Source organism: Streptomyces sp. NPDC050448, assembly GCF_040655295.1.
Lineage (GTDB): Bacteria > Actinomycetota > Actinomycetes > Streptomycetales > Streptomycetaceae > Streptomyces.
The window spans coordinates 64,851-86,618 of sequence record NZ_JBFAJR010000004.1 but is presented as its reverse complement, the minus strand read 5'-3'; the positions used below and the strand labels follow the sequence as shown (position 1 = coordinate 86,618).

Here is a 21,768-nt window from a genome sequence, read left to right as displayed (position 1 = left end):
CGTGGGCCCCCTCGGCGGCGTTTCGCCGCGGCGTGAACTGTGCCACAGGGTTCCGGGGGCGCCCACGACCCGGCCCCGGGATTTCGGGGGCGGATGGTTCCCGGCCGTCGCCTCAGGTTATGCACCTAGTTGCAAAACCTCCCCCCGCTCGCTAGAACAGGTTCATCACCCCCGCGCGAGGAGGCGCCCCTCATGAGTTCCCAGAGCCGGTACCCGCACCTGCTGAGCCCCCTGGACCTCGGCTTCACCACCCTGCCGAACCGCGTGATCATGGGCTCGATGCACACCGGCCTCGAGGAGCACGCGGGCGGTTTCGAGCGCCTCGCCGCCTTCTACGCCGAGCGCGCCCGCGGCGGCGCCGGCCTGATCGTCACCGGTGGCATCGCCCCGAACGACGCCGGCCGGCCCTTCGAGGGGGGATCCCGCCTCACCACCGAGGAAGAGGCCGCCGAGCACCGGGTGATCACCGAGGCCGTGCACGCCGAGGGCGGGAAGATCGCCATGCAGATCCTGCACTTCGGCCGCTACGCCTACCACAAGGACCTGGTCGCCCCCAGCGCCCTCCAGGCCCCCATCAGCCCCTTCGTCCCGAACGAGCTGAGCGACATCGAGGTCGAGCGCACCGTCGAGGACTTCGTGCGCGCCGCCCGCCTCGCCAAGCTCGCCGGCTACGACGGCGTCGAGATCATGGGCTCCGAGGGCTACCTGATCAACGAGTTCATCGCCGCCGCCACCAACAAGCGCACCGACCGCTGGGGCGGCGCGTACGAGAACCGCGTGCGCTTCCCGCTGGAGATCGTCCGGCGCACCCGCGCGGCCGTCGGCGAGGACTTCATCCTCATCTACCGCCTCTCCATGCTCGACCTGATCCCCGGCGGCTCCACGCTCGACGAGGTCGTCCACCTCGCCAAGGAGGTCGAGGCGGCCGGCGCCACCATCATCAACACCGGCATCGGCTGGCACGAGGCCCGCATCCCCACCATCGCCACCTCCGTCCCGCGCGGCGCCTACACCTGGGTCACGAAGCGGCTGATGGGCGCGGTCTCCGTCCCGCTCGTCACCAGCAACCGCATCAACACCCCGGAGATCGCCGAGGAGGTGCTCGCCGACGGCCGTGCCGACCTGGTCTCCCTGGCCCGCCCCTTCCTCGCCGACGCCGACTTCGTCGCCAAGGCCGAGGCTGGCCGCCCGGAGACCATCAACACCTGCATCGGCTGCAACCAGGCCTGCCTCGACCACACCTTCAGCGGCAAGATCACCAGCTGCCTGGTCAACCCGCGCGCCTGCCACGAGACCGAGCTTGTGCTGTCGCCCACGCAGCTGAAGAAGAGCGTCGCCGTCGTCGGCGCCGGCCCGGCCGGACTCGCCTGCGCCGTCTCCGCCGCCGAACGCGGCCACGCCGTCACCCTCTTCGAGGCCTCCGGCCACATCGGCGGACAGCTCGACATCGCCCGCCGCATCCCGGGCAAGGAGGAGTTCGAGGAGACCATCCGGTACTTCGGCACCCAGCTCGAGGAGCGCGGCGTCGAGGTCCGGCTGAACACCCGCGCGGACGTCGAGACCCTCCAGGGCTACGACGAGGTCGTCGTCGCCACCGGCGTCACCCCCCGCACCCCCGACATCGAGGGCGTCGACCACGCCAACGTCGTCAGCTACCTCGACGTGCTGCGGGGCGGCGCCCCCGTGGGCGAGCGCGTCGCCGTCGTCGGCGCCGGCGGCATCGGCTTCGACGTCGCCGAGTTCCTCACCGACAGCGGCGAGGGTGCCTCCCAGGACCCCGAGACGTACTTCCGCCACTGGGGCGTCGACACCTCGTACGCCGGCCCCGGCGGCCTCACCGCCCCCGAGCGGCCCGCGCCCCCGCGCCGGGTCCACCTCCTCCAGCGCAAGACCACCAAGGTCGGCGCCGGCCTCGGCACCACCACCGGCTGGATCCACCGCGCGGAGCTCAAGCACCGCGGTGTCGTCTCGGTCGCGGGCGCCACGTACGACCGGATCGACGACGAGGGCCTGCACATCACCGTCGGCGAGGAGCAGCGGCTCGTCCCCGCCGACACGGTGGTGCTCTGCACCGGCCAGGAGCCGCGACGCGACCTGTACGAGGCGCTGCTCGCGGCCGGCGGCCGGCCGCACCTGATCGGCGGCGCCGATGTGGCCGCCGAGCTGGATGCCAAGCGGGCGATCCGCCAGGGCACGGAGCTGGCGGCGACCCTCTGAATCCTGCCCCCGGCCGGCCGGACGGCGGCCCCGCGCCGCGGGCGATCGTCACCGGCCGGGACGGGGTCGTCGCCGGCCTGCCGGCCCGGCCGGAGCGCGTACGGCCCTGACGGATCAATGGTGTTGTGCGGCCCGGGGCGGGCCGCCACAATCTCCGGGTGACGCTGACACCCGCAGACGCTGACAAGATCCTCGCCGACAACTTCGCCCCCTGGGTGCTCGCCCTCGGGCTGACCGTCCAGGAGACGGGCGAGCGGCACGCCGTACTGCGGCTGCCGTGGTCCGAGGCACTGGCCCGGGACGGCGGCGGCCTGTCCGGGCAGGCCCTCATGGCCGCCGCCGACACCGCCACCGTCATCGCGATCTCCGCCGCGCGCGGGGCGTACGGGCCGATGACCACCGTCCAGCAGTCGACCAGCTTCCAGCGGCCGGTGCTCGCCGCGGACGTGCTGATCGAGGTACGGGTGACCAAGCTCGGCAAGCGGATGGCCTTCGCCGACATCACCCTGACCCCCGAGGGCGCACAGGAGCCGGCCGCCACGGCGTCGACCGTCTACGCCCTCCTGGGCTGATCGCGGGTGCCGGCCCACACCTCGCTCTGGCGGAACCGGGACTTCAACGTCTTCTGGCTCGGCCAGGCGCTGTCCGTCCTCGGCGGATCGATCTCGCTGCTCGCGCTGCCCCTGCTGGTCCTGGACGCCACCGGGGACGTCGTCCAGATGGGCCTGATCACCGTGATCTCGGGGGTCGTCGGCATCGCCACCGGGATGTTCGCCGGGTACGTGGTGGACCGGACGGACCGGCGCCGCCTGATGATCACCTGCGATCTCCTGCGGGCACTGCTGCTCGGCGCGGTACCGCTCATCTGGCTGGCCGGGCCGCGGATCTGGGTGCTGTACCTCCTGACGGCGCTGGTCACCGCCCTGAAGACGCTGTTCGACGTCGCGTACGTGACGGCGGTGCCGAACCTCGTGCGCTCCGAGGACCTCACCGCCGCCAACGGGCGGCTGATGGGCACCTTCGCCTTCGGGACCCTGTGCGGGCCGGCGGCGGCGGGGTTCATCGCAGCCGGGGTGGGTGCGGACTGGGCTCTGGGGGTGGACGGGGCGACCTTCCTGGTCTCGGCCGTGAGCCTGCGGTGGGTGTCCTTCGTGCGGGACGGCGCGGCGGAGTCGCCCGCCTCGAAGGCGCCCGCCTCGAAGGCGCGTGCCTCCGAGGTCCCGAAGGTGCGCGAGATGTTCGTCGTGGGCTTCCGCTTCCTGTGGGCCCACCCGGTGCTGAGGCCGCTGACCGTCCTGCTCACGCTGCTGACCTTCGTCACCATGGGCGCCACCGACCTGCTGGTCTTCCGGATCAAGCAGGACCTGGGCCACGGCGCGGCCACCGTCGGCTACGTCATCGCCGTGAGCGGGCTGGGCGTCGTCGGCGCGGCCTTCGCCGCGGGGCCGCTGCGCCGGGCGTTCGGCTTCGGCGCCTGCTGGCTGAGCTCGGTGGCCATGATCGGCGTGGCGGTGGCGGGGACCGGCGTCAGCCGCAGCCTGCCGGTGATCGCCGTGCTGGCCGCCGTGTTCATGTTCGGGATGACCCTCGGCGGGGTCTGCTCCATGACCGTGCGCCAGGAGGTGACCCCGGATCCGCTGCTCGGCCGGGTCACCTCCGCCTTCTGGACCGTGCACAACGCCTCGGGCCCGCTGGGCGCGGCCGCCCTCACGGTGCTGGCCGCCCGGCACGGGGTCCCGGCGGTCAGCGTGGCCGCCGGGGTCTTCTGCCTGCTCATCGCCGGGGCGGGGCTGCTGACCCCGCTGCGGGGCAGCCGGATCGCGGGTGCCGCGGACCCGGCCAGGGAAGCGGTGGCCGGGTCCGCGGCCCCGGCTGCGGTCAGCGGCCCGCGGCGGCCGCGGCGGCCGTGACGCCGGTGATCCGCTGGACGGAGCAGAGCAAGAACCTGGTCACCGCGGAGGGCGGATACGACGTCGAAGCCCTCCCCGGCGACCGCACCCGGGTCCGCATCTTCAACACCCGCGCAGGGCACGGATTCGGGACATTTCCGGGGTCAGGCCCCGGGGTCAGGCCCCGGGGTCAGAACCTCCCGTTGGTGAGGGCGGGGAAGCGCTGCGGCGACTGCGGGGCGATCTCCGCCCGGCGCTCGGTGCCGCCCGGCGTCGTCTGGCAGGTCACGTCCTCGGCGGGCAGCCTGCCCGTCGTCAGGTAGGAGCTGACCGGGGCGTTGGCGCAGGACTTCGGGTCGACGAGGTACACGCCGTGGCCCTCACCGCCCTGCGCGAGCACCATCCGCGAGCCCTTGAGGGCGCGGTGCAGGCCCTGGCCGCTGACCAGCGGGGTCTGGGAGTCCCACTCGTTCTGCACCGTCAGCACGTCGGTCTTCGTCTTCATCGCCGTTGCGGGCTCGATCGGCCGCCGCCAGTCGGCGCACGGCTTGATGTTGGAGGCGAAGTCCCCGTACAGCGGGTACTTGACCTTGTCCCGGGCGGCCTCACGCGCGTACTGCTCGGGGTAGCGGGGCCATTCCGTGTCCCCGCACACCACGGCCAGGAACACGGCCGTGCCGTTGTCCGACGCCGGCTCGGCGGTGGGATTCAGCAGCTTCCGCTGCGGCGCGGTCAGCTGGACGGGCTTTCCGTCGGCCGCGTCCTTGAGCGCCTTGACGAGGGGCGCCGCCTGCGAGGGGTAGAAGAACACGGCCCGCGCGGTGCGGATGTCATCGCCCGTGAGCTTCATGCCGTCGAACTCGATCGGCTGCTTGTCCGCCCGGGCCACGATGTCCCAGAAGGTCTTGGAGACCGCGTCCGGGGTGTCGCCGAGCCGGTACTCGGCCGCCCGCTCGGCCGTCCACTGCGTCCACCGCTTGAACGCCGGCTCCGCCTCGGTCGCCCACACCTGGATCATGCCGCGCCAGGCGCGCTGCGGGTCCACGCCGCTGTCGAGCACGAAGCGGTCGGTGCGGTGCGGGAACATCTGCGTGTACACGGCGCCCAGGTAGGTGCCGTAGGAGTAGCCGATGTACGAGATCTTCTTCTCGCCCAGCGCGGAGCGGATCGCGTCCATGTCGCGTGCGGTGTTGCGGGTGGTGATGAAGGGGAGCACCGAGCCCGCCTTCTCGCGGCACTTCTCGGCGACCGTACGCGCCCAGGTCACGTCCGCCTGGAACGTCTCCTCCTTGTACGGCCGGTCGAGGTTCTGCTCGGCGCCGGTCAGCCCGCAGGTGATCGGGCTGGAGGCGCCGACGCCGCGCGGGTCGAAGCCGATCAGGTCGTACTGGTCGCGTACGTCCTTGGGCATCAACTCGTTCATCATCAGCGGCAGATCGAGGCCTGGACCACCCGGCCCGCCCGGGTTGAGCAGCATGGCTCCGTGGCGCTTGGCCGGGTTCTCGCTCTTCATCCGCGATATCGCGAGGTCGATCGTGGGGCCCTGGGGGCGCCGGTAGTCGAGCGGCACCTTGATGGTCGCGCACTCGTACGAGGCCGGCTGGTCGGTGCTGCACCGCTGCCATGCGGGCGTCTGCGGGGTGTACTCCGCGGCCGGCGCGGCGGAGGCCTGGGCCGCGGAGAGCAGGGGGACGGTGGTCGCGAGGAGACCGGCAGCGGCGAGCAGCGGTGCGAGGCGTTTCATGTTCACGAAGAGCCGTTTCCTTCCGTGAATTCGATGGCCTCACCACCCTGTTGCACGCGGGCTCCGGGCGAATCATCCCGGAGGGTCGGTCCGTATGCTCCTCGCGAAGGAGCTCACATCCGGACAACTGGCCGACACGCAGGTGCAGTTGACACAACGTGCGGACAGTGGGGCCCAGCGGCGGGGCAGCGGCGGGCAGCGCGCAGCCGTCGGACGGCGCGTCGCGAGCGAGGACGTGCACCCGCCGATCCCACCGGCGGGACATCCATCCGCACTGCGGACGGGAGGGCCGGGCGGGGAGGGGACCGGGTCAGGAGGGGCGGCCGGTGACGCGTTCGATGGCGACCATCGCCGCGTCGTCGCCCAGGCTGCCGCCCGGGGAGTGGGCCAGCAGGTCCGCGCACAGGTGGTGCAGCAGGGCGTCCGGGCCGTCGCCCGGCCAGTCGGCGGCGCGCTCGGGCAGGGGGTAGAACTCGCCGGCCTCGTCGCGGGCCTCGATGACGCCGTCCGTGTACAGGAGGATGACGTCGCCGGGCTGGAAGGAGAAGGACTGCGGGGCGAAGCCGGTGTCCACGTACTGCGTCAGGCCCAGCGGCGGCGCCGGGTGGTCCACCTCGAGGGGGACGACCCGGCCGCCGCGCAGCAGCAGGGGCGGCGGATGCCCGCAGCTGATGAGCCGTACCGTCATCTCCTGATCGGGGATGTCCAGTACCGCGGCCGTGGTGAACGCCTCGCCGGGTTCGCCGGCCGGCTCGCCCGTGCCGTCCGGGTCCGCGGCCACGGCGGCCTCCAGGTGGGCGACCAGCGTCGGCAGGTCCGCCTCCTGGTGGGCGGCGGCCCGGAACGCGCCGAGGACCAGGGCGGCGTCCCCGACGGCCTCCAGCCCCTTGCCGCGGACGTCGCCGATGATCAGCCGGGTGCCGTGCGGGGTGCGGGTGGCGGCGTACAGGTCCCCGCCGATCTGGGCCTCGGCCTCGGCGGCCAGGTACACGGAGGCCAGGCGCAGCGGGCCCATCCGGTCGGGGAGCGGTCGCAGGACCACCTCCTGCGCGGCCTCGGCGATCGAGCGCAGCTGGATCAGCTGTTTCTCGTGGACCTCGCGCAGGTGTGCGAAGAGTGTCACGAAGATCGAGATCAGGACCAGGGCAATGATCTGGAAAGTGTGGTTCAGGTCGGTGACGGTGGTCCGCGACACGGCGACCGTCACCTGGGCCAGGACGGCCACCGCGCCGACGAACCCCGTCATCCGCGGCCCGGCGAAGGAGGCGGTGACGGCCGGGGCCGCGACCAGGAACGGGCCGAGATGGACATCGGGCGGAGCCAGGACGTCGACGACCGTGACGGCCGCGATCAGCGCGAAGGGAACCGCCAGCAGGGCATGGCGCGGTTCGCCGGAGCGGCGATGGCCGGTATGCGGCAGCCGATGGTCCATGAGTCCTGAATACACCGCGCTTGTTGTTCCCGCGCACCGGCCGGGTCGCGACGTGCGCGTTCGTCCCGTCGCCGCGATCCGTCGTACGGCCGAATCGGGGGGCGGCTGCGCTGCCGGTCCGGGGGAGTGGAGAGAGGATGGGAGACACCCCGGGCGCGGACCCGGGGGGTGGGTACCGAGCGGGCCGATCCACCGCTCTCGGCAGTGGACGGGAAGGAGCGGCCGGCATGAGTACGGCGGACGCCTTCCGGGCCGGTGCGGAGCCGGCGCCCCCCGGCCCCTCCACCGGGCCGGGTCTCCTCGACGTGCTCGGGGTCGCGGCGGTGGTCCTCGACGCGGAGGGGCGGATCGCGCTCTGGAGCCCGCAGGCCGAGGAACTGTTCGGCTACACCGCAGGCGAGGCGCTCGGCCGGTTCGCGGCGCAGCTGCTCGTCGACGAAGAGCACCTGGGGCTCGTCCTCTCCCTCTTCGAGAAGGTGATGGCCGGCGGAGGCCAGTGGGCCGGGGCGTTCCCCGTGCTGCACAAGGACGGCAGCACCCGGCTGGCGGAGTTCCGCAACATGCGGCTCGAGGACAGCGAAGGCCGGCTCTACGCTCTCGGCATCGCCTCCGACCAGGCCACCCTGCGGCGTGTGGAGCGCGACCTGGCCCTGTCGATGCGGCTGGTCACACAGTCCCCGACCGGCCTGGCCGTCCTGGACACCGAGCTCCGCTACGTCCTGGTGAACCCGGCCCTGGAACGCATCAACGGCCTGCCCGCCGCCCGGCACCTCGGCCTCCACGTCCACGAGGCCCTGCCCCGTTTGGACGCCGCGTCCATCGAGGCGGCGATGCGGGAGGTCCTGTCCACCGGCCGGCCCGAGCTGAACCGGTTCGTCACCGGCCGAACGCCCGCGGACCCCGACCAGGACCACGCCTGGTCGGTCTCCCTCTACCGGCTCGACGACCCGGCCGGGCGGCCGATCGGGATCGCCGCGTCCGTCGTCGACGTCACCGAACAGCACAAGAGCTCGATGGCCGTCGCCCAGGCCCGCCAACGGCTCGCCCTGATCGCCGATGCCTCGGTACGCATCGGCACCACCCTCGACCTGTGGGTCACGGCGCGCGAACTCGGCGACATCGCCGTGCCGCAGCTGGCCGACCTGGCCACGATCGACGTCCTCGACGCGGTCCTGACGGGCGACCACCCGCCCGGGGCCCCGATGGACGAGACCGTGCGGTTCCGCGCCCTCGCCGTCAAGGCCGCGCACCCCACCCCCGCGACCCTCGCGGCCGACCCGGTCGGCTCGATCGCCCGCTACGACACCACCCGGCTGGTCACCCAGTGCGTACGGGCCGCCCGCCCCATACTCCTGGCGCACGTCACGCACGACGATCTGGGCAGCGTCGCCCGGGACCCCGAGGCAGCCACCCTCCTCGCCGAGGCCGGGCTGCACTCGTACCTCGCGGTGCCGCTGATCGCCCGCGGCGAGGTCATCGGCGCACTCGGCCTCCAACGCACCAGCAACCCGCTGCCGTTCGACCACGACGACGTCCTGCTCGCCGGCGAGCTCGCGGCCCGCGCCGCCGTCTGCATCGACAACGCCCGCTGGTACCAGAAGCAGCGCCACGCCGCCCTCACCCTCCAGCGCCATCTGCTGCCCCACCACCCGACCCCCACCCCGGGCCTGGAGATCGCCTACCGCTACCAGCCCGCCGCGGCGGCCGGCGAAGTCGGCGGTGACTGGTTCGACGTCATCCCGCTGCCCGACGACAAGACCGCCCTCGTGGTCGGGGACGTCATGGGGAGCGGCATCAACGCCGCCGCCACCATGGGACAACTGCGCACCGCCGCCCGCACACTGGCCGAACTCGACCTCGACCCGGCCGCCGTCCTGACCCGGCTCGACCACACCACGACCGGGCTCGGGCACACCATGGCCACCTGCGTGATCGCCGTGTACGACCCCCACCGCAACCGGTGCCGCATCGCGACCGCCGGCCACCTGCCCCCCGTGCGGACGAGCCCCGGGCGCCCGCCCGAGCTCCTCGACCTGCCGACCGGCGCGCCCCTGGGGGTCGGCGGCGTGCCCTTCGAGGCCTCCGCCCTCGACCTGGGCGTCGGCGACGAGCTCGTCCTGTACACCGACGGGCTCGTCGAGACCCGCGACCAGGACATCGACACCCGCCTGCAGGTGCTCACCACACTGCTCAGTGGCCCGGGCCGTCCCCTCGAGGAGACCTGCGACCTGCTGCTGGGCGAACTGCGCCAGCCGGACGACCGCGACGACGTGGCTTTGCTCATAGCCCGCACCCGTCCCCTGTCCGAGGCCCCGGGGCACTAGCGCCCGCACGGTACCAGCCTTTCGAGGTGTTGCCCGGATGTTTGTCCATTCGTGATGGTCCTTCCAAACAGACACCACAACTGGCACTAGCGTCCCGTGGCACCCGGGGAGCGCGGTTGTCACGGCACGGGCAACTGCCGGAGTCCGAGCCGCCGCAACCCCTGCCGGTCCACGCAGCAAGGAGGCATAGTGCTGTCTTTCCGTCGGTCGGCCGTCGGCAGCATGTCGGTAGCTTCGAGACACGTGATGGCAACGGGCGTCGTCATCGGCGCCCTCGCCTTCACCCTGATCGCGTTGCTGATCCCCGTGCAGAAGTTCGGCGGGAAAAACGCCGCAGCCGTCACGGCGCCGGCCGCCGGGGACGACGGTGCCGGGATCCTGAGCACGGCCTTCGGGCCGCTCACCCCCCAGGACCGGGACTTCGTCCGCAAGGTGCGGCTCGCCGGTCTGTGGGAGCTGCCCGCAGGGCGGCAGGCCCAGCAGCGCGCCAAACGGCCCGTGGTCCGCACCGCCGGGGAGCATCTCGTCGAAGGCCACACCGAACTGGACCGCAGGGTCCAGGAGGTGGCCCAGGCCCTCGGCATGGAGCTCCCCAACCAGCCCAGCGAACAGCAGCAGGGCTGGCTCGACCAACTGGACAAGGCCCAAGGTCCCCAGTACGAGCAGCTGTTCATCCAGCTGCTGCGCAGGGCGCACGGCAAGGTGTTCACGCTGGTGGCCCAAATCCGCGCGCAGACCCGCAATTCCATGGTCCGGGCCCTGGCCACGGACGCCAACGCCACTGTCCTGGACCACATCACGGTCCTCGAGGCCAGCGGGCTGGTCGACTTCGACGGCCTCGCCGACGCCCCGTCGGGCACCCCCTCCGCGCCTGCACCCGCCTCCTCCCCCGTTTCCCGACCGACGAAGTGAAGTGATCGCATGAGTCAAAAGGGCCACAAACGCCGTCTGCGGCCGAAGCACAAGATCCTTGCCGCGATGTCCGCCCTGGTCCTGGGCGGCGGCGGAGTCGTGCTCGTCTCCCAGGGCGCCTTCGCGGGGCAGGATGCCCGCACGGCGCCCGTGACCGCCACCATCGACTGCCCGGACGTGGGCGACAAGCTCACCAACGTCCCCGACCAGGCCCGGAACGAGGTCGACGCGAACCTCGCGCAGCTCGACACCCAGGTCGCCGACGCCTACAAGCAGCTCTCCTCCGGCCGGGCCAAGGACAAAGCCCTGCTCGGCGGGCTGAAGCAGCAGCGCGACAAGACCATCACCACTCTCTCCGACACGCTCGGGAAGGCGGGCGCGAAGCCCGCGGGGCTGAACGGGCTCAGCGCGTGCGTGATGAAGGAGGCCGCGGCCGCCGACCCGGCGGACGACCCGGCCGCCGCCAACGGCGCCTGGGGCGCCGCGCAGCAGGGTGCCGCCGCGCAGCAGGCCGCACCGCAACAGCAACAGCAACAGCAGGCCAAGGGCGGACCGGCGCGCAGCGACTTCGTCGCCATCGGCAACGTGAAGCCCAACGTGCGCAAGCCCGGGGCCGGTGCGGGAGCCTCCACCGGATCCTTCGCCGTGCAGTGCGGGCGCAACGAGAACGGCCACTTCAATCCGGACAACGTCATCGTCGCGCCCGGTGTGAGCAACGGTGCCCACCACATGCACGACTACGTCGGCAACAAGACCACCGACGCCTTCTCCACCAACAACAGCCTCGCCGCATCCGGGACCACCTGCACCAACGGCGACCAGTCGGCGTACTACTGGCCGGTGCTGCGGCTGCGCGACGGCAAGGCGGAAAAGGACGCCGCGGCGCCCGGCGGCGGCCAGGACGCGAACGTCGGCACGATCCTGAAGCCGAAGCAGGTGACCATCGACTTCAAGGGCAGCCCCGTCAGCAAGGTCACGGCGATGCCCCGCTTCATGCGGATCATCACCGGCGACGCCAAGGCCCTCACCAACGGCAACGCCAATGCGAATGCGTCGTGGAGCTGCACCGGCTTCGAGAACCGCCAGCTGAAGGACAAGTACCCGCTGTGCCCCAAGGGCAGTGACGTCGTGCGGACGTTCAACTTCCAGAGCTGCTGGGACGGCAAGAACATCGACAGCGCCAACCACCGCACCCACGTGGCCTTCGCCGACGCCAACGGCAACTGCAAGAAGGGCTTCAAGGCCATCCCGCAGCTGGTGCAGCGGATCGTCTACAGCGTGCCGCCCGGCGCCCAGTTCGCCGTGGACAGCTTCCCCGAGCAGCTGCACAAGCCGGTGACCGACCACGGAGACTTCATCAACGTCATGTCGAACGACCTGATGGCCGGTGCGGTGCGCTGCATCAACGACGGGCGCGCCTGCCGGTGAGGCCCTCGGGGCGACGCTCCCCCTCCCACCTCCCAGCGTCGCCCCGAGAGCGGTGCCGGTCCGAAGCCGACTTCGGACCGGCACCGCATTCGCGCATGTGCCACTGCCCCAAGGGGCCTGCGGGCCCTGCGACCCTCACGAGGAGTGCCATGTCCGGCTCTCGTCACACCACGGCCGGTCCGCAACGCGGGCCCGAGCCCTCGGACCAGGACCTCATACAGCAGCTCAGAGCGGCCTACGCAGCCGGCGACGGGGATCCGGCCGCCTGCGAGCTCTTGTACCGGCGGCACAGTGCCGCCGCTTTTGCATGTGCGCGCCGTTGCTGCCGCGCCCCGCAGGACGCCGAGGACCTCGTCTCGGAGGCGTTCATCCGCACCCTGCAGGCCGTCCGCTCCGGCGCCGGGCCCCGGGACCACTGGCGCCCGTACCTCCTGTCGGTGGTCCGCCACACGGCCATCGAGTGGCGGGACGGCGCCGGCCGGACCGTCCTGACGCCCGACGTCGAACCGTGGTGCCGCCCCGGCCCCGACGGCGACGACCCGCAGCGCCGGCTCCTGGACAGCGAGGACCGCCGGCTCGTCGCCCGATCCTTCCAGGCCCTGCCCGAACGCTGGAAAGCCGTCCTCTGGCACACCCTCGTCGAGGACGACTGCCCGCACCACGTCCCCCGGCTGCTCGGCATCACCCCCAGCGCCGTGACCTCGCTGGCCTTCCGGGCCCGCGAAGGACTGCGCGAGGCGTACCTGCGCGCCCACCTGGACACCGCCTCCGACGACCGGTGCCGCCACTACGGCAGCGTCCTCGGCGCGGTGATCCGGCGCCGCGGGGCGCCCCGCGGCCGCGGCCTCGCCCGCCATCTGGCGGCCTGCCGGTCCTGTTCCCGCGCGTACGCCGAACTGCTCGACCTCAATGCCGCGCTGCGGGCCGGGGCGTCCGCGGTGCTCGTCGGCCTGTAGCACGCGGCGGCCCCGGTCCCCCCTGCTCCGCGTGGGCGGGGGAGGGGACCGGGGCCGGTTGCGTGTGTGCGGGGGTTTCGGGGGGTTGGGGGTGAAGGCTGAGGGTTTCGGGGGTTGGGGGTGAAGGCTGAGGGGTCCGGGGGTGAGGGGTTGGGGTTACAGGCCGTTGACGCGGGCCATGCGCCCCACGCCCAGCGGCCGGAAGTCCGTCGTCGCGACCCGCACCTTGCGGGTGATCCGCGAATTCTGGCGGCGTACCTGGGCCATCAGGCGGCGGCTGCGCAGGGCCATCTCGAGCTCGAAGCGCGTACGCGGGTCCCGCAGTCCGGGTCCGAAGAGCTTCTCGAGCTGCCGCATGCGGTAGCGCACGGTCTGGGGGTGCACGCTCAACGCCTTCGCGGCCTCGGGGGCGCCGCCGCCTTCCAGCCAGGCCAGGAGGGTCACTTCGAGCCGTTCGCTCTGCCGCGGGGTGAGGTTCGCCAGCGGGCGCAGCCAGCGTGCGGCGAGTGCGTGCGCCAGGGGCTCGTCCTGGAGCAGCAGGAGGGTGGAGAGGTGGTCGTCGACGAAGAGGGCGCGTCCCTCCATGCCGGCGCGGTTCGGGGTCAGGGACAGCAGCCGCAGGGCCCACCGCAGGGAGGAGGCGGTGTCGCGGGGGGCGACGGGGTGGCCGACCGCGGCGAACCGGCCACGCAGCAGGGCCTCCAGAGAAGCGCGGGTCTCCGGGTCCGGGCTCGGGACCAGCAGGCACGGCTGGCCGCCGACCATGCCGGCGAGTCCGTCGTCCAAGGCGGCCGCGAGCTGCTGTGTCTCGCCCGGTGTGGCCAGGGCGATGGCGCGTATCTCGGCCGGAAGGGGCCAGCCGGCCGCGGCGGCCAGTTCGGAGAGGGCGATTTCAGCCATGGGCATGTCACTCGTAAGAGCGGAGAAGAGCTCACGCCGCGCGCGTTCGGAGGGGGTTGCGAACCCTTCGGGAGGGACGACCTTCAGGGGGGCCAACTGCCTTCGGCGGCCGGGGTCCCGCAGCCGCGGGTGGCCGCGGTGCTCCTCTTCCTCTTCCTCCTCCACCTCGTCAGGGTGGTCGTGCTCGGCCGCGTAGTCGTCCTCGTCCTCGTCCTCCTCCCGGATCGGGTCGGAGTCGGACTCGGATTCCGGGTCGAGACCGGAGTCCAGTGCGCAGTCAGGGTCGGGACCGGGATGCGGGTCCGCGGGCCGCGCCTGTTTCTGCGGCGCGGGCTCGCGGTACCCGAGGGCGGTGAGCAGGGCCACTTCGAGCCGCTGTCTGACCACCTCCTCGTCCAGGTCGTCGACCAGGGCGGAGAACCCGGGGAGCTCCTCCCTCAGCTCCTCCACCATCCCTGCGGCCAGCGCGGGGAGTTCCCTTCGCAGGACCCGGGTCCATTCGCCTCGGGGACGGGCCCAGATGCGGTTCAGAAGTTCGCACATTGTTACCTCGTTCATGCCGGGGTACGGCCTGCCCCGTGGGAGGGTGACAAGCCTGCCGAGGCCGTCTCCCTCCCCGTCTGCGCCAGTGCGGACGGGGGAGTTGAGCGCCTCGTACACCCTCCAGGAGAGTGCCATCCACTTGCAGTCCCGCGGCTTTGCCTCGATTTTGCCGACGGGGAGGTGTGGTGGCGGACAAGGGGTGACCCTGGCTGCCACCGCACCGTTGGAAGGGAATCTTCCGCGGAGGTTCGGTGTGACGATGCCAAGGGCGCAAGAACTTGTCACGATTCGATAAATACTGTGGAGGCGTTGCGAAGCTCCACGATGCTTCTGCACTCCGGCCCCCGCTCCCGGTCGGTGAGACCTCATCTCCCGCCCACCGCGGAGCAGTTCCGTCGACTACCCCGGGCGCCGAGTGCGCGGTGGAGTGCCTCGGGCCTGGGCGTATGGGAGAACTACATGCCCCTGTCCCAAGCCCGTACGCCCCGCTCACACCGGGCCCGCCGCACCAAACGCCATGCCGGCGTGGCCGCTGCCGCGGCCGCCGGCCGGCGGGCCGTCCGGAGGCCGCCCCTGCTGGCCCCTGCCGGAGGCGTGCGTCCCGCCACCCTTGTCATCCTCGCCCTCGCGGGCCTGCTCGTCCTGGCCGTGGCGGCCCGGGTGGGCGCCCTGAGCCACTTCTGGGCCTTCCTCGACTTCGGGGCGGGCGTCCTCTCGCTCGTCTCACTCACCTCCGCCGTCCTGTGGGGGCTCGCGGCCACGGACCGCACCGTGCTCACCTCCGGGCACCGGCTGATCGCCCAGGGAGCGCACCGCGGCCTCGCCGTCGCGGGGCTGGGCTTCCTCCTCCTGCACATCTGGGTCAAGGTCGCCGAGTCGCACACGGGGGTCACCTCCGCGTTCCTGCCGTTCGCGGACCGGGACCGGCCGGTCCTCATCGGCCTCGGCACCCTGGCCGGATACATCTTCGTCTCCACGGCGGTCTCCGGCGCGGTCCGCAGCGCCTTCGCCACCAAGGGCCGCTCCCTGTGGTGGCGGGCCCTGCACGTCGGCGCGTACCCGGCCTGGGGCGCGTCCCTGGTGCACGGGCTGAAGGCCGGCCGCCCGGCCAGCGGTTGGGTGACCGTGTCGTACGCCCTCTGCCTGATCGGGGTCGCCGTCGTGCTCGCCATCCGCCTGCGGGCGAGGCTGCGCGCGGCGTCCGTCCGCCCGGTCGCCGCACAGGCGTCCACACCCCAGGCGGCGCCGCCCCGGCCCAAGAAGGCGCCGCAGCGGTTCGTCCGGCAGCCCGCCGAATGGGCTGCCGAACGGCTGACGGCGCGCCTGGCGCGGCAGTCGGAGCGGCGCTCGGCCGGGCAGCAGCCCGACCCGGTCCTCGCCCCGGCGGGCCTCGGTCCCGTGCCCTCGCCCCGGTCGGCCGTGGAGCCCACGACCGAGATCCTCCCGCCGTACGGCACGGTGCCGTACGGCGCACCGTACGGCGCGGATCCGTACGACACGGTGTTCATCCCCAGCGGCATCGGGGTCGGGCTGGCCACGGACCGGTCCGGTGACCCGCTCGACGGGATGCGGGGCCGGCAGTGACCTCAATCGTCGATCCCGCCCTCGGGTGCGTCGGCCAGCCCAGGCTGCTCGCAGGACTCGACGCGCTGCCGCGGCTCGATCGCGCCAACCACCTGGTGGTGCACGGCCCGCTGCCGCAGTACAACTCGGACGATCTCGTGGAGCTCGCCGAGGGCATCGACCTGCGGGGCCGCGGGGGAGCGGGCTTTCCCTTCGCCCGCAAGCTCAAAGCCGTCATCCGGTCCGCCCGGACGAAGGAGGGGCGGACCGCCGTCGTCGTGAACGGCACGGAGGGCGAGCCGAGCTGTCTCAAGGACGCCGCCATGCTGCTGCACTCCCCGCACCTCGTCCTCGACGGCGCCCTCCTGGCGGCCGAGGCGATCGGCGCCGAGGAGGTGGCCATCGGCGTGACCCGGGACGACGTGGAGCAGTCCCTGCGCGCCGCCGTCGCCGAGCGCGGCGGAGCCGGCAGCCGCGTCCGCGTCGGCAGGCTCCCCGAGCGCTTCGTCACCGGAGAGGGGACCTCCCTCGTGAACGGCCTCAACGGGGGGGCCGCCGTCCCGAACGGGCAGAAGGTCCGGACCAGCGAGCGGGGCCTGAGCGGCCTGCCGACCCTGCTGTCCAACACCGAGACGTACGCCCAACTCGCCGTCGCGGCACGGCTCGGGGTGCCGGGATTCCGCTCGGTCGGCCTGCCGACCGAGCCGGGCACCGTCATGTTGACGATCAGCGGTTCGACGGTCGTCGAGGCGCCGCTCGGGACTTCCCTGGCGTACGTCCTGGAGCTGTGCGGCTCATCCCCCGGCCAGGGCGTCCTGGTCGGCGGGTACCACGGCAAATGGCTGACGGCGGCGGCGGCGCGCACCGCCCTGCTCTCCCGGGAGTCCCTGACCTCGTACAAGGCCACGCTGGGGGCGGGTGCGGTCCTGCCGCTGCCCGAGGACACCTGCCCGGCCGGCGAAGTGGCCCGCGTGATGCGCTGGATGGCGGACGAGACCGCCGGCCAGTGCGGCCCGTGCGTCAGGGGCCTGCCCTCGCTCGCCGACGCCGTGGAGGCCCTCGTGGCCGGGGGAGGCCGCTCCGCCCTGGAGGCGGTCGAAGTGCGGATGCGGGGGGTGCTGCGCCGCGGTGCGTGCAGCCATCCCGACGGCACCTCGGCCTTCATGGCCTCCGCGCTCGCCGTCTTCCCCGACGAGATGCGCGACCACGCCCTCGGCAGCGGCTGCGGACGCCGTGTGCTCGGGGCGCTGCCCCTGCCCGAGGACGAGAACCCCGAACGGCTCGTCGTGGACTGGACGCTGTGCAAGGGGCACGGGCTCTGCGTGGACGTGCTGCCCGACGTGGTGCGCCTCGACCGGGACGGCTACCCGGCCGAGGCCGTCATGTCGGTCCCCGGAAGGCTGCGTCCGAAGGCCCTCCGTGCGGTGCGGCGTTGCCCCGCGCTCGCGCTGCGCATTCAGGAATGAGCCGGCGGTAAACGGCTGCCGGCGGCGGGAGTTCAAGCGTTAGCGCGATCTGACAAAATCCCGCTCATTCGAATTCGGCGCCCTTCTCAGGCCTTATGAATAGGGCAGTAGACGAACCCCCCCGGGTTCAACCAGAAGGAGTGATCGTGAACAAGATGCGTCGTATGACAACGGTCGGATCGGTGGCTGCGGTCCTGTTGCTGGCGGCCGGGTGCGGAAGCGGCGACAATGCCGCTCGCAACGCGAATTCCGTACAGCCGGCGGGTGCCGGCAAGCCCCTCGGAGGCGCATACGGCTCGGCCTACGGGGCGGGCGGCTACGGAGCGGACCCCGCCGCCGCGGGCTCCGGGTCGGGCTCGGACGTCGGATCGGGCTCCGGCAAGGGCGGGTCGGCGGGGCAGCTGGCCGTACGCGACATCGCGAGCGTGGGCAGCGTGGTCACCGACAGCGCCGGGATGGCCCTCTACCGCTTCGACAAGGACACCCCCAAGCCCCCCAAGTCCAACTGCGAAGGGGACTGCGCCACGACGTGGCCGGCGGTCCCGGCGGACGACGCGTCGGCCGCCGCCGGCATAGACGCCGCCCTCCTCGGCTCGGTCGACCGGGCCGACGGCAGCAAGCAGCTGACCCTCGCCGGCTGGCCCGTGTACCGCTACGCGAAGGACACGAAGGCGGGCGAGGCGAAGGGCGAGGGCGTCGGCGGCACCTGGCACGCACTGGCACCGGACGGCAAGAAGGCGATCGACAAGAAACAGAATACGGGCGGCAGCGCCGGAATGGGAGGGATGGAAATGAAGTCGGGCGCGGAACTCTCCGTGGCCGACAACGAAAAGCTCGGCAAGATCCTGGTGAACGGGCAGTGGCACACGCTCTACCGATTCGACAAGGACAGCGCCTGGCCGATGAAGTTCGGCTGCCTCGGTGCCTGCCTCGACACCTGGAAGCCCGCCGCGGCCGTGGACAAGTCGAAGGCCGAGGGAATTTCTGGCAAGCTGGTCGGATCGGTGAAGCGGCCCGACGGCAGCGAGCAATTGACGATCGACTGCTGGCCGGTCTACACCTTCACCGGCGACACCGAGCCCGGCCAGGCGAACGGACACAACAAGCAGGGCCTCTGGTTCGCGGTCACCGCCGAAGGCAAGAAGGTCCCGCCGACGGCCTAGCGCGAACTCGAGCGCCCGGCCCCGAGCCCGGCCCCCGACCCCGGTCCCGAAGCCGCCGCCCCCGACCCCTGTGAGGCAGCCAGCCATGCCCCGTTCACCCCGTATCGCCGCCGCCGCGCTGCTCGCGACGCTGTTGTGCGGCGGCTGCGCTGCCCGGGTGGCGGCCGGTCCGCAGGAGCCCGCCGAGAGCTCGTCCGTCCCGGCCCCGTCCGCCCGCCCCGCCCAGCTCCAGGAGATGGCCGCCGCCCTCGGCTGCACGCCCGAGATCACGGTCGACGCGGAGGAGCTCCGGGAGGGGGCGTGCGGGGCGGGCCAGGAAGGCTTCCGGATGGCCACCTTCACCACCGAGCAGGGCCGGCAGGCCTGGCTGACGGAGGCTCAGATGTATGGCGGCACCTACCTCGTCGGACCCACCTGGGTCATCACGGCGGCATCCGCCGAGGCCCTGGCCCCCGCCCACACCCGCCTCGGCGGAACGATCGAAACCGCCCCCGGCCATGGAGCCTCCGAGCACGGAGCCTCCGAGCACGGCGCCTCCCCCGATGCCCCCCACGACGCCTCCCACGGCTCCTCCCACGACGGCGGGCACGACTCCCCCAGTCCCGCCGCTTCCTGAGGAGGCGTCCGGCCCGGCCCGCGGATAATTGCGGTGCCGGGCCGCTGCCGTCTCACTACACTCGCTCTCGTGCCGCCACAGGTTGTGGCGTGCGCATCGTCGACCGAGTCGAGTGACTCGAGTGATCCGAGTGAGGGGAGCCAGGCCGTGTGTCACCGCATCGCCGTCTTCGTTCCCCGGTCGCGGTACGACGTGATCCTGGTGTCTTCGTCTTCCCGGTGACGGCTGCGCGGCCGTCACCGGATGTCCGCGACGAAGATCCGACCCTCTGTTCGGCAGGCGAGCCGACCTCGTGTACCCGGGTGTGTCCGGGGCGCGGTCGAGCCCTGTGACGCCTGCCTTCCCACGTCACTCTTTCCGTCCGGAAATCGCGCTGCCCTCCTTCTCGACCCATCAGAAAGACCTCGGGCCATGCGCACCCACCTGCACACCTCGACCACCGTCCGCAATCTCGGCATCCTCGCCCACGTCGACGCCGGGAAGACCACCGTCACCGAGCGGATCCTCTATGCCACCGGGGCCACCCACAAACGGGGCGAGGTCCACACCGGCACGACCGTCACCGACTTCGACCCCCAGGAGCGAGACCGGGGCATCACCATCTTCGCCGCCGCCGTCAGCTGCACGTGGGACGGTCACCGCATCAACTTGATCGACACACCGGGACACGTCGACTTCTCCGACGAAGTGGAGCGTTCACTGCGCGTACTCGACGGCGCGGTCGCGGTGTTCGACGCCGTCGCGGGCGTCGAACCGCAGAGCGAGTCGGTATGGCGACAGGCCGACCGCCACGGCGTGCCGCGCATCGTGTTCGTCAACAAGATGGACCGCGTCGGCGCCGATCTCGACCAGGCGGTCGCGTCCGTACAGGACCGGCTCCACGTGGTTCCGCTGGTCGTCCAGCTGCCCATCGGGCAGGAGGACGGATTCAGGGGGACGGTGGACCTCGTCCACATGCGCGCGCTGATCTGGGGCGCCGGGCCGGACTCGTTCGAGACGGGTGCCGTACCCGATGCCCTGTACGAGGAGGCGCGCAACCGCCGCCGGCTGCTGGAGGAGCGGGTGGCGGAACTCCATCCGGCCGCCCTGGAGGAGTACTGCGCCACGTCGGCGCTGTCCGCCTCCACGCTGTCCGCTGCGCTGCGCGACCTGACCCGGAACGGTGAAGGCGTCGTGGTGCTGTGCGGCTCGGCGTACCGCAACCGCGGCATCGAGCCGCTGCTGGACGCCGTCGTGTCCTACCTCCCCTCCCCGGCCGACATGCCGCCGGTACGGGGGACCCGTGGCGCGGCGGTGGAGGAACGGGCCGCCGACCCGTCGGCGCCCTTCGCCGCGCTGGCCTTCAAGGTGAGCGCGACGGCGACCGGCCGGCTGACCTGCCTGCGGGTCTACGCGGGAACGATGAGGAAGGGGGAGACCGTGCTGGACGCGGGTACCGGCCGGACCGAGCGCATCGGACGGATCCTGCGCGTCCAGGCCGACCACCACGCCGAAGTGGACCAGGCCGTGGCCGGGGACATCGTCGCCGTGGCCGGACTCAAGGGCACCCGCGCCGGGTCCACGCTGTGCGCACCGGACGCACCGCTCGTCCTCGAACCTCCGAGGGCCGCCGCACCAGTGGTGTCCGTCGCGGTCGAGGCGGGCAACAGCACCGAGGCGGGCCGCCTGTCGTCGGCGCTGGCCCGACTGGTCGAGGAGGACCCGTCGCTCGTGGTCCGGACGGATCCCGAGACGGGCCAGACGGTCCTGTCGGGGATGGGCGAGCTGCACCTGGAGGTGGCGGTGGAGAAGATCCGCCGCAGCCACGGGCTGCACATCGGCGTGGGCCGCCCGCGGGTGGCGTACCGGGAGACGGTGGCGCGCGGCGTGTCGGGGCTGGTGTACCGGCACGTCAAGCAGGACGGCGGCGCAGGCCAGTTCGCCCATGTGGTCCTCGACGTCGAGCCCCTGGACGGGGACGCCGGCGGCGACGCGGGCGGCGACGGCGCGTTCGACTTCCGGTCGGCCGTGGTCGGCGGGCGGGTGCCGCAGGAGTACGTCCGCGCGGTGGAGTCGGGCTGCCGGGACGCGCTCGCCGAGGGCCCCCTCGGCGGACATCCGGTGACCGGGCTGCGGGTCACCCTGACCGACGGGGCCACGCATCCCAAGGACTCCTCGGAGATGGCGTTCCGGGCGGCGGGCAGGTTCGCGCTGCGCGAGGCGCTGCGCGCCGCCGCGATGGAGCTGCTGGAGCCGGTGGTCGAGGTCGTGGTGACCGTACCCGACGACGCCGTCGGCGGGGTGCTGGGCGATCTGGCCGCCCGGCGCGGACGGGTCTCGGGCTCGACCGCGAGGACGGGGACCACGGCGGTCACCGCCACCGTGCCGCTGGCCGAGCTGTTCGGCTATGCGTCGCGGCTGCGCAGCCGCACCCAGGGACGGGGCACGTTCACCACCCGTCCCACGGGCTACGCCCCCGTACCGGTGGCGGCGTACCGGCAGGCCCTGTCGGGCTAGTACGCCCCCCGCTCCCGGCCGCCCCCGCGGCCGGGGGGGGGGGCCCGGGGCCCCCCCAGAGCCCCGGGGCGGCGTTGGTTAACGGGCGACAGGGCCGGAGGGCGCCCCGCGCGGCGGGC

15 protein-coding genes are annotated in these 21,768 nt (G+C 72.6%); 12 read left to right on the top strand and 3 right to left on the bottom strand.

Translation table 11 applies throughout. The annotated features are described in order from the left end of the window. Nucleotides 1–192 precede the first annotated feature (192 nt). The 3 genes from AB0I68_RS07040 (at nucleotide 193) to AB0I68_RS07030 (ending at nucleotide 4,127) form a co-directional block, all read left to right on the top strand. Nucleotides 193–2,217, top strand: coding sequence for an NADPH-dependent 2,4-dienoyl-CoA reductase (locus tag AB0I68_RS07040; RefSeq protein ID WP_363176184.1), 2,025 nt, complete (start codon nucleotides 193–195; stop codon nucleotides 2,215–2,217). A 158-nt stretch (nucleotides 2,218–2,375) separates the two neighbouring features. Continuing rightward, nucleotides 2,376–2,789 (top strand): PaaI family thioesterase, encoded by a 414-nt coding sequence (locus tag AB0I68_RS07035; RefSeq protein WP_363176183.1) that lies wholly within the window; start codon nucleotides 2,376–2,378, stop codon nucleotides 2,787–2,789. A gap of 6 nt (nucleotides 2,790–2,795) precedes the next feature. Then, nucleotides 2,796–4,127, top strand: a complete 1,332-nt coding sequence (locus AB0I68_RS07030) for an MFS transporter (RefSeq protein WP_363176182.1) — start codon at nucleotides 2,796–2,798, stop codon at nucleotides 4,125–4,127. A 169-nt stretch (nucleotides 4,128–4,296) separates the two neighbouring features. Here the strand turns inward: AB0I68_RS07030 and AB0I68_RS07025 are convergent, their stop codons facing one another. Both AB0I68_RS07025 and AB0I68_RS07020 read right to left on the bottom strand, forming a co-directional pair. Beyond that, entirely contained in the window at nucleotides 4,297–5,850 is a 1,554-nt protein-coding gene (locus AB0I68_RS07025) for an alpha/beta hydrolase (RefSeq protein WP_363176428.1), read from the bottom strand. 310 nt (nucleotides 5,851–6,160) lie between these two features. Next, a complete protein-coding gene (locus AB0I68_RS07020; RefSeq protein WP_363176181.1) occupies nucleotides 6,161–7,282 on the bottom strand; it encodes a PP2C family protein-serine/threonine phosphatase in 1,122 nt (373 codons plus the stop codon). Nucleotides 7,283–7,509: 227 nt separating this feature from the next. Between AB0I68_RS07020 and AB0I68_RS07015 the strand changes: the two genes are divergently transcribed. The 4 genes from AB0I68_RS07015 to AB0I68_RS07000 all read left to right on the top strand — a co-directional run bounded on the left by AB0I68_RS07015 (nucleotide 7,510) and on the right by AB0I68_RS07000 (nucleotide 12,902). After that, the gene (locus AB0I68_RS07015; RefSeq protein ID WP_363176180.1) at nucleotides 7,510–9,606 is read left to right on the top strand and encodes a SpoIIE family protein phosphatase; all 2,097 of its coding nucleotides are present in this window, start codon (nucleotides 7,510–7,512) and stop codon (nucleotides 9,604–9,606) included. Nucleotides 9,607–9,852: 246 nt separating this feature from the next. Next, nucleotides 9,853–10,518: a DUF4142 domain-containing protein gene (locus AB0I68_RS07010; RefSeq protein WP_363176427.1), complete on the top strand. Its 666-nt coding sequence runs from the start codon at nucleotides 9,853–9,855 to the stop codon at nucleotides 10,516–10,518. 9 nt (nucleotides 10,519–10,527) lie between these two features. After that, complete coding sequence (locus AB0I68_RS07005) at nucleotides 10,528–11,946, top strand: DUF1996 domain-containing protein (RefSeq protein ID WP_363176179.1); 1,419 nt, start codon at nucleotides 10,528–10,530, stop codon at nucleotides 11,944–11,946. A 149-nt stretch (nucleotides 11,947–12,095) separates the two neighbouring features. Continuing rightward, entirely contained in the window at nucleotides 12,096–12,902 is an 807-nt protein-coding gene (locus AB0I68_RS07000) for a sigma-70 family RNA polymerase sigma factor (RefSeq protein WP_363176178.1), read from the top strand. Between the two features lie 156 nt (nucleotides 12,903–13,058). Here AB0I68_RS07000 and AB0I68_RS06995 read toward each other — a convergent pair whose 3' ends face one another. After that, nucleotides 13,059–14,345, bottom strand: a complete 1,287-nt coding sequence (locus AB0I68_RS06995; protein ID WP_363176177.1) for a helix-turn-helix domain-containing protein — start codon at nucleotides 14,343–14,345, stop codon at nucleotides 13,059–13,061. Between the two features lie 459 nt (nucleotides 14,346–14,804). On the opposite strand from AB0I68_RS06995, the gene AB0I68_RS06990 reads away from it, so the two are divergent. From AB0I68_RS06990 to fusA, 5 genes are all read left to right on the top strand, one after another. Next, nucleotides 14,805–15,929: a hypothetical protein gene (locus tag AB0I68_RS06990; RefSeq protein WP_363176176.1), complete on the top strand. Its 1,125-nt coding sequence runs from the start codon at nucleotides 14,805–14,807 to the stop codon at nucleotides 15,927–15,929. Further along, nucleotides 15,926–17,374: an NADH-ubiquinone oxidoreductase-F iron-sulfur binding region domain-containing protein gene (locus AB0I68_RS06985; RefSeq protein WP_363176174.1), complete on the top strand. Its 1,449-nt coding sequence runs from the start codon at nucleotides 15,926–15,928 to the stop codon at nucleotides 17,372–17,374. The genes AB0I68_RS06990 and AB0I68_RS06985 overlap by 4 nt, the downstream gene beginning before the upstream one ends. A gap of 164 nt (nucleotides 17,375–17,538) precedes the next feature. Beyond that, a complete protein-coding gene (locus AB0I68_RS06980; protein WP_363176173.1) occupies nucleotides 17,539–18,537 on the top strand; it encodes an SCO0930 family lipoprotein in 999 nt (332 codons plus the stop codon). 85 nt (nucleotides 18,538–18,622) lie between these two features. Beyond that, on the top strand, nucleotides 18,623–19,153 hold the full coding sequence (locus AB0I68_RS06975; RefSeq protein WP_363176172.1) for a hypothetical protein: 531 nt from the start codon (nucleotides 18,623–18,625) through the stop codon (nucleotides 19,151–19,153). A 411-nt stretch (nucleotides 19,154–19,564) separates the two neighbouring features. Then, nucleotides 19,565–21,649 (top strand): elongation factor G, encoded by a 2,085-nt coding sequence (gene fusA, locus AB0I68_RS06970; protein ID WP_363176171.1) that lies wholly within the window; start codon nucleotides 19,565–19,567, stop codon nucleotides 21,647–21,649. The last annotated feature ends 119 nt before the right edge of the window (nucleotides 21,650–21,768 follow it).

What these genes read in the sequence shown, in the direction of transcription:
- AB0I68_RS07020 (WP_363176181.1), bottom strand. Translation starts at nt 7,282, where the DNA reads ATGGACCATCGGCTGCCGCATACCGGCCATCGCCGCTCCGGCGAACCG.
- AB0I68_RS07040 (WP_363176184.1), top strand. Translation starts at nt 193, where the DNA reads ATGAGTTCCCAGAGCCGGTACCCGCACCTGCTGAGCCCCCTGGACCTC.
- AB0I68_RS06990 (WP_363176176.1), top strand. Translation starts at nt 14,805, where the DNA reads ATGCCCCTGTCCCAAGCCCGTACGCCCCGCTCACACCGGGCCCGCCGC.
- fusA (WP_363176171.1), top strand. Translation starts at nt 19,565, where the DNA reads ATGCGCACCCACCTGCACACCTCGACCACCGTCCGCAATCTCGGCATC.
- AB0I68_RS07025 (WP_363176428.1), bottom strand. Translation starts at nt 5,850, where the DNA reads ATGAAACGCCTCGCACCGCTGCTCGCCGCTGCCGGTCTCCTCGCGACC.
- AB0I68_RS06980 (WP_363176173.1), top strand. Translation starts at nt 17,539, where the DNA reads ATGACAACGGTCGGATCGGTGGCTGCGGTCCTGTTGCTGGCGGCCGGG.
- AB0I68_RS06975 (WP_363176172.1), top strand. Translation starts at nt 18,623, where the DNA reads ATGCCCCGTTCACCCCGTATCGCCGCCGCCGCGCTGCTCGCGACGCTG.
- AB0I68_RS07015 (WP_363176180.1), top strand. Translation starts at nt 7,510, where the DNA reads ATGAGTACGGCGGACGCCTTCCGGGCCGGTGCGGAGCCGGCGCCCCCC.
- AB0I68_RS06995 (WP_363176177.1), bottom strand. Translation starts at nt 14,345, where the DNA reads ATGTGCGAACTTCTGAACCGCATCTGGGCCCGTCCCCGAGGCGAATGG.
- AB0I68_RS07000 (WP_363176178.1), top strand. Translation starts at nt 12,096, where the DNA reads ATGTCCGGCTCTCGTCACACCACGGCCGGTCCGCAACGCGGGCCCGAG.
- AB0I68_RS07005 (WP_363176179.1), top strand. Translation starts at nt 10,528, where the DNA reads ATGAGTCAAAAGGGCCACAAACGCCGTCTGCGGCCGAAGCACAAGATC.
- AB0I68_RS07010 (WP_363176427.1), top strand. Translation starts at nt 9,853, where the DNA reads ATGGCAACGGGCGTCGTCATCGGCGCCCTCGCCTTCACCCTGATCGCG.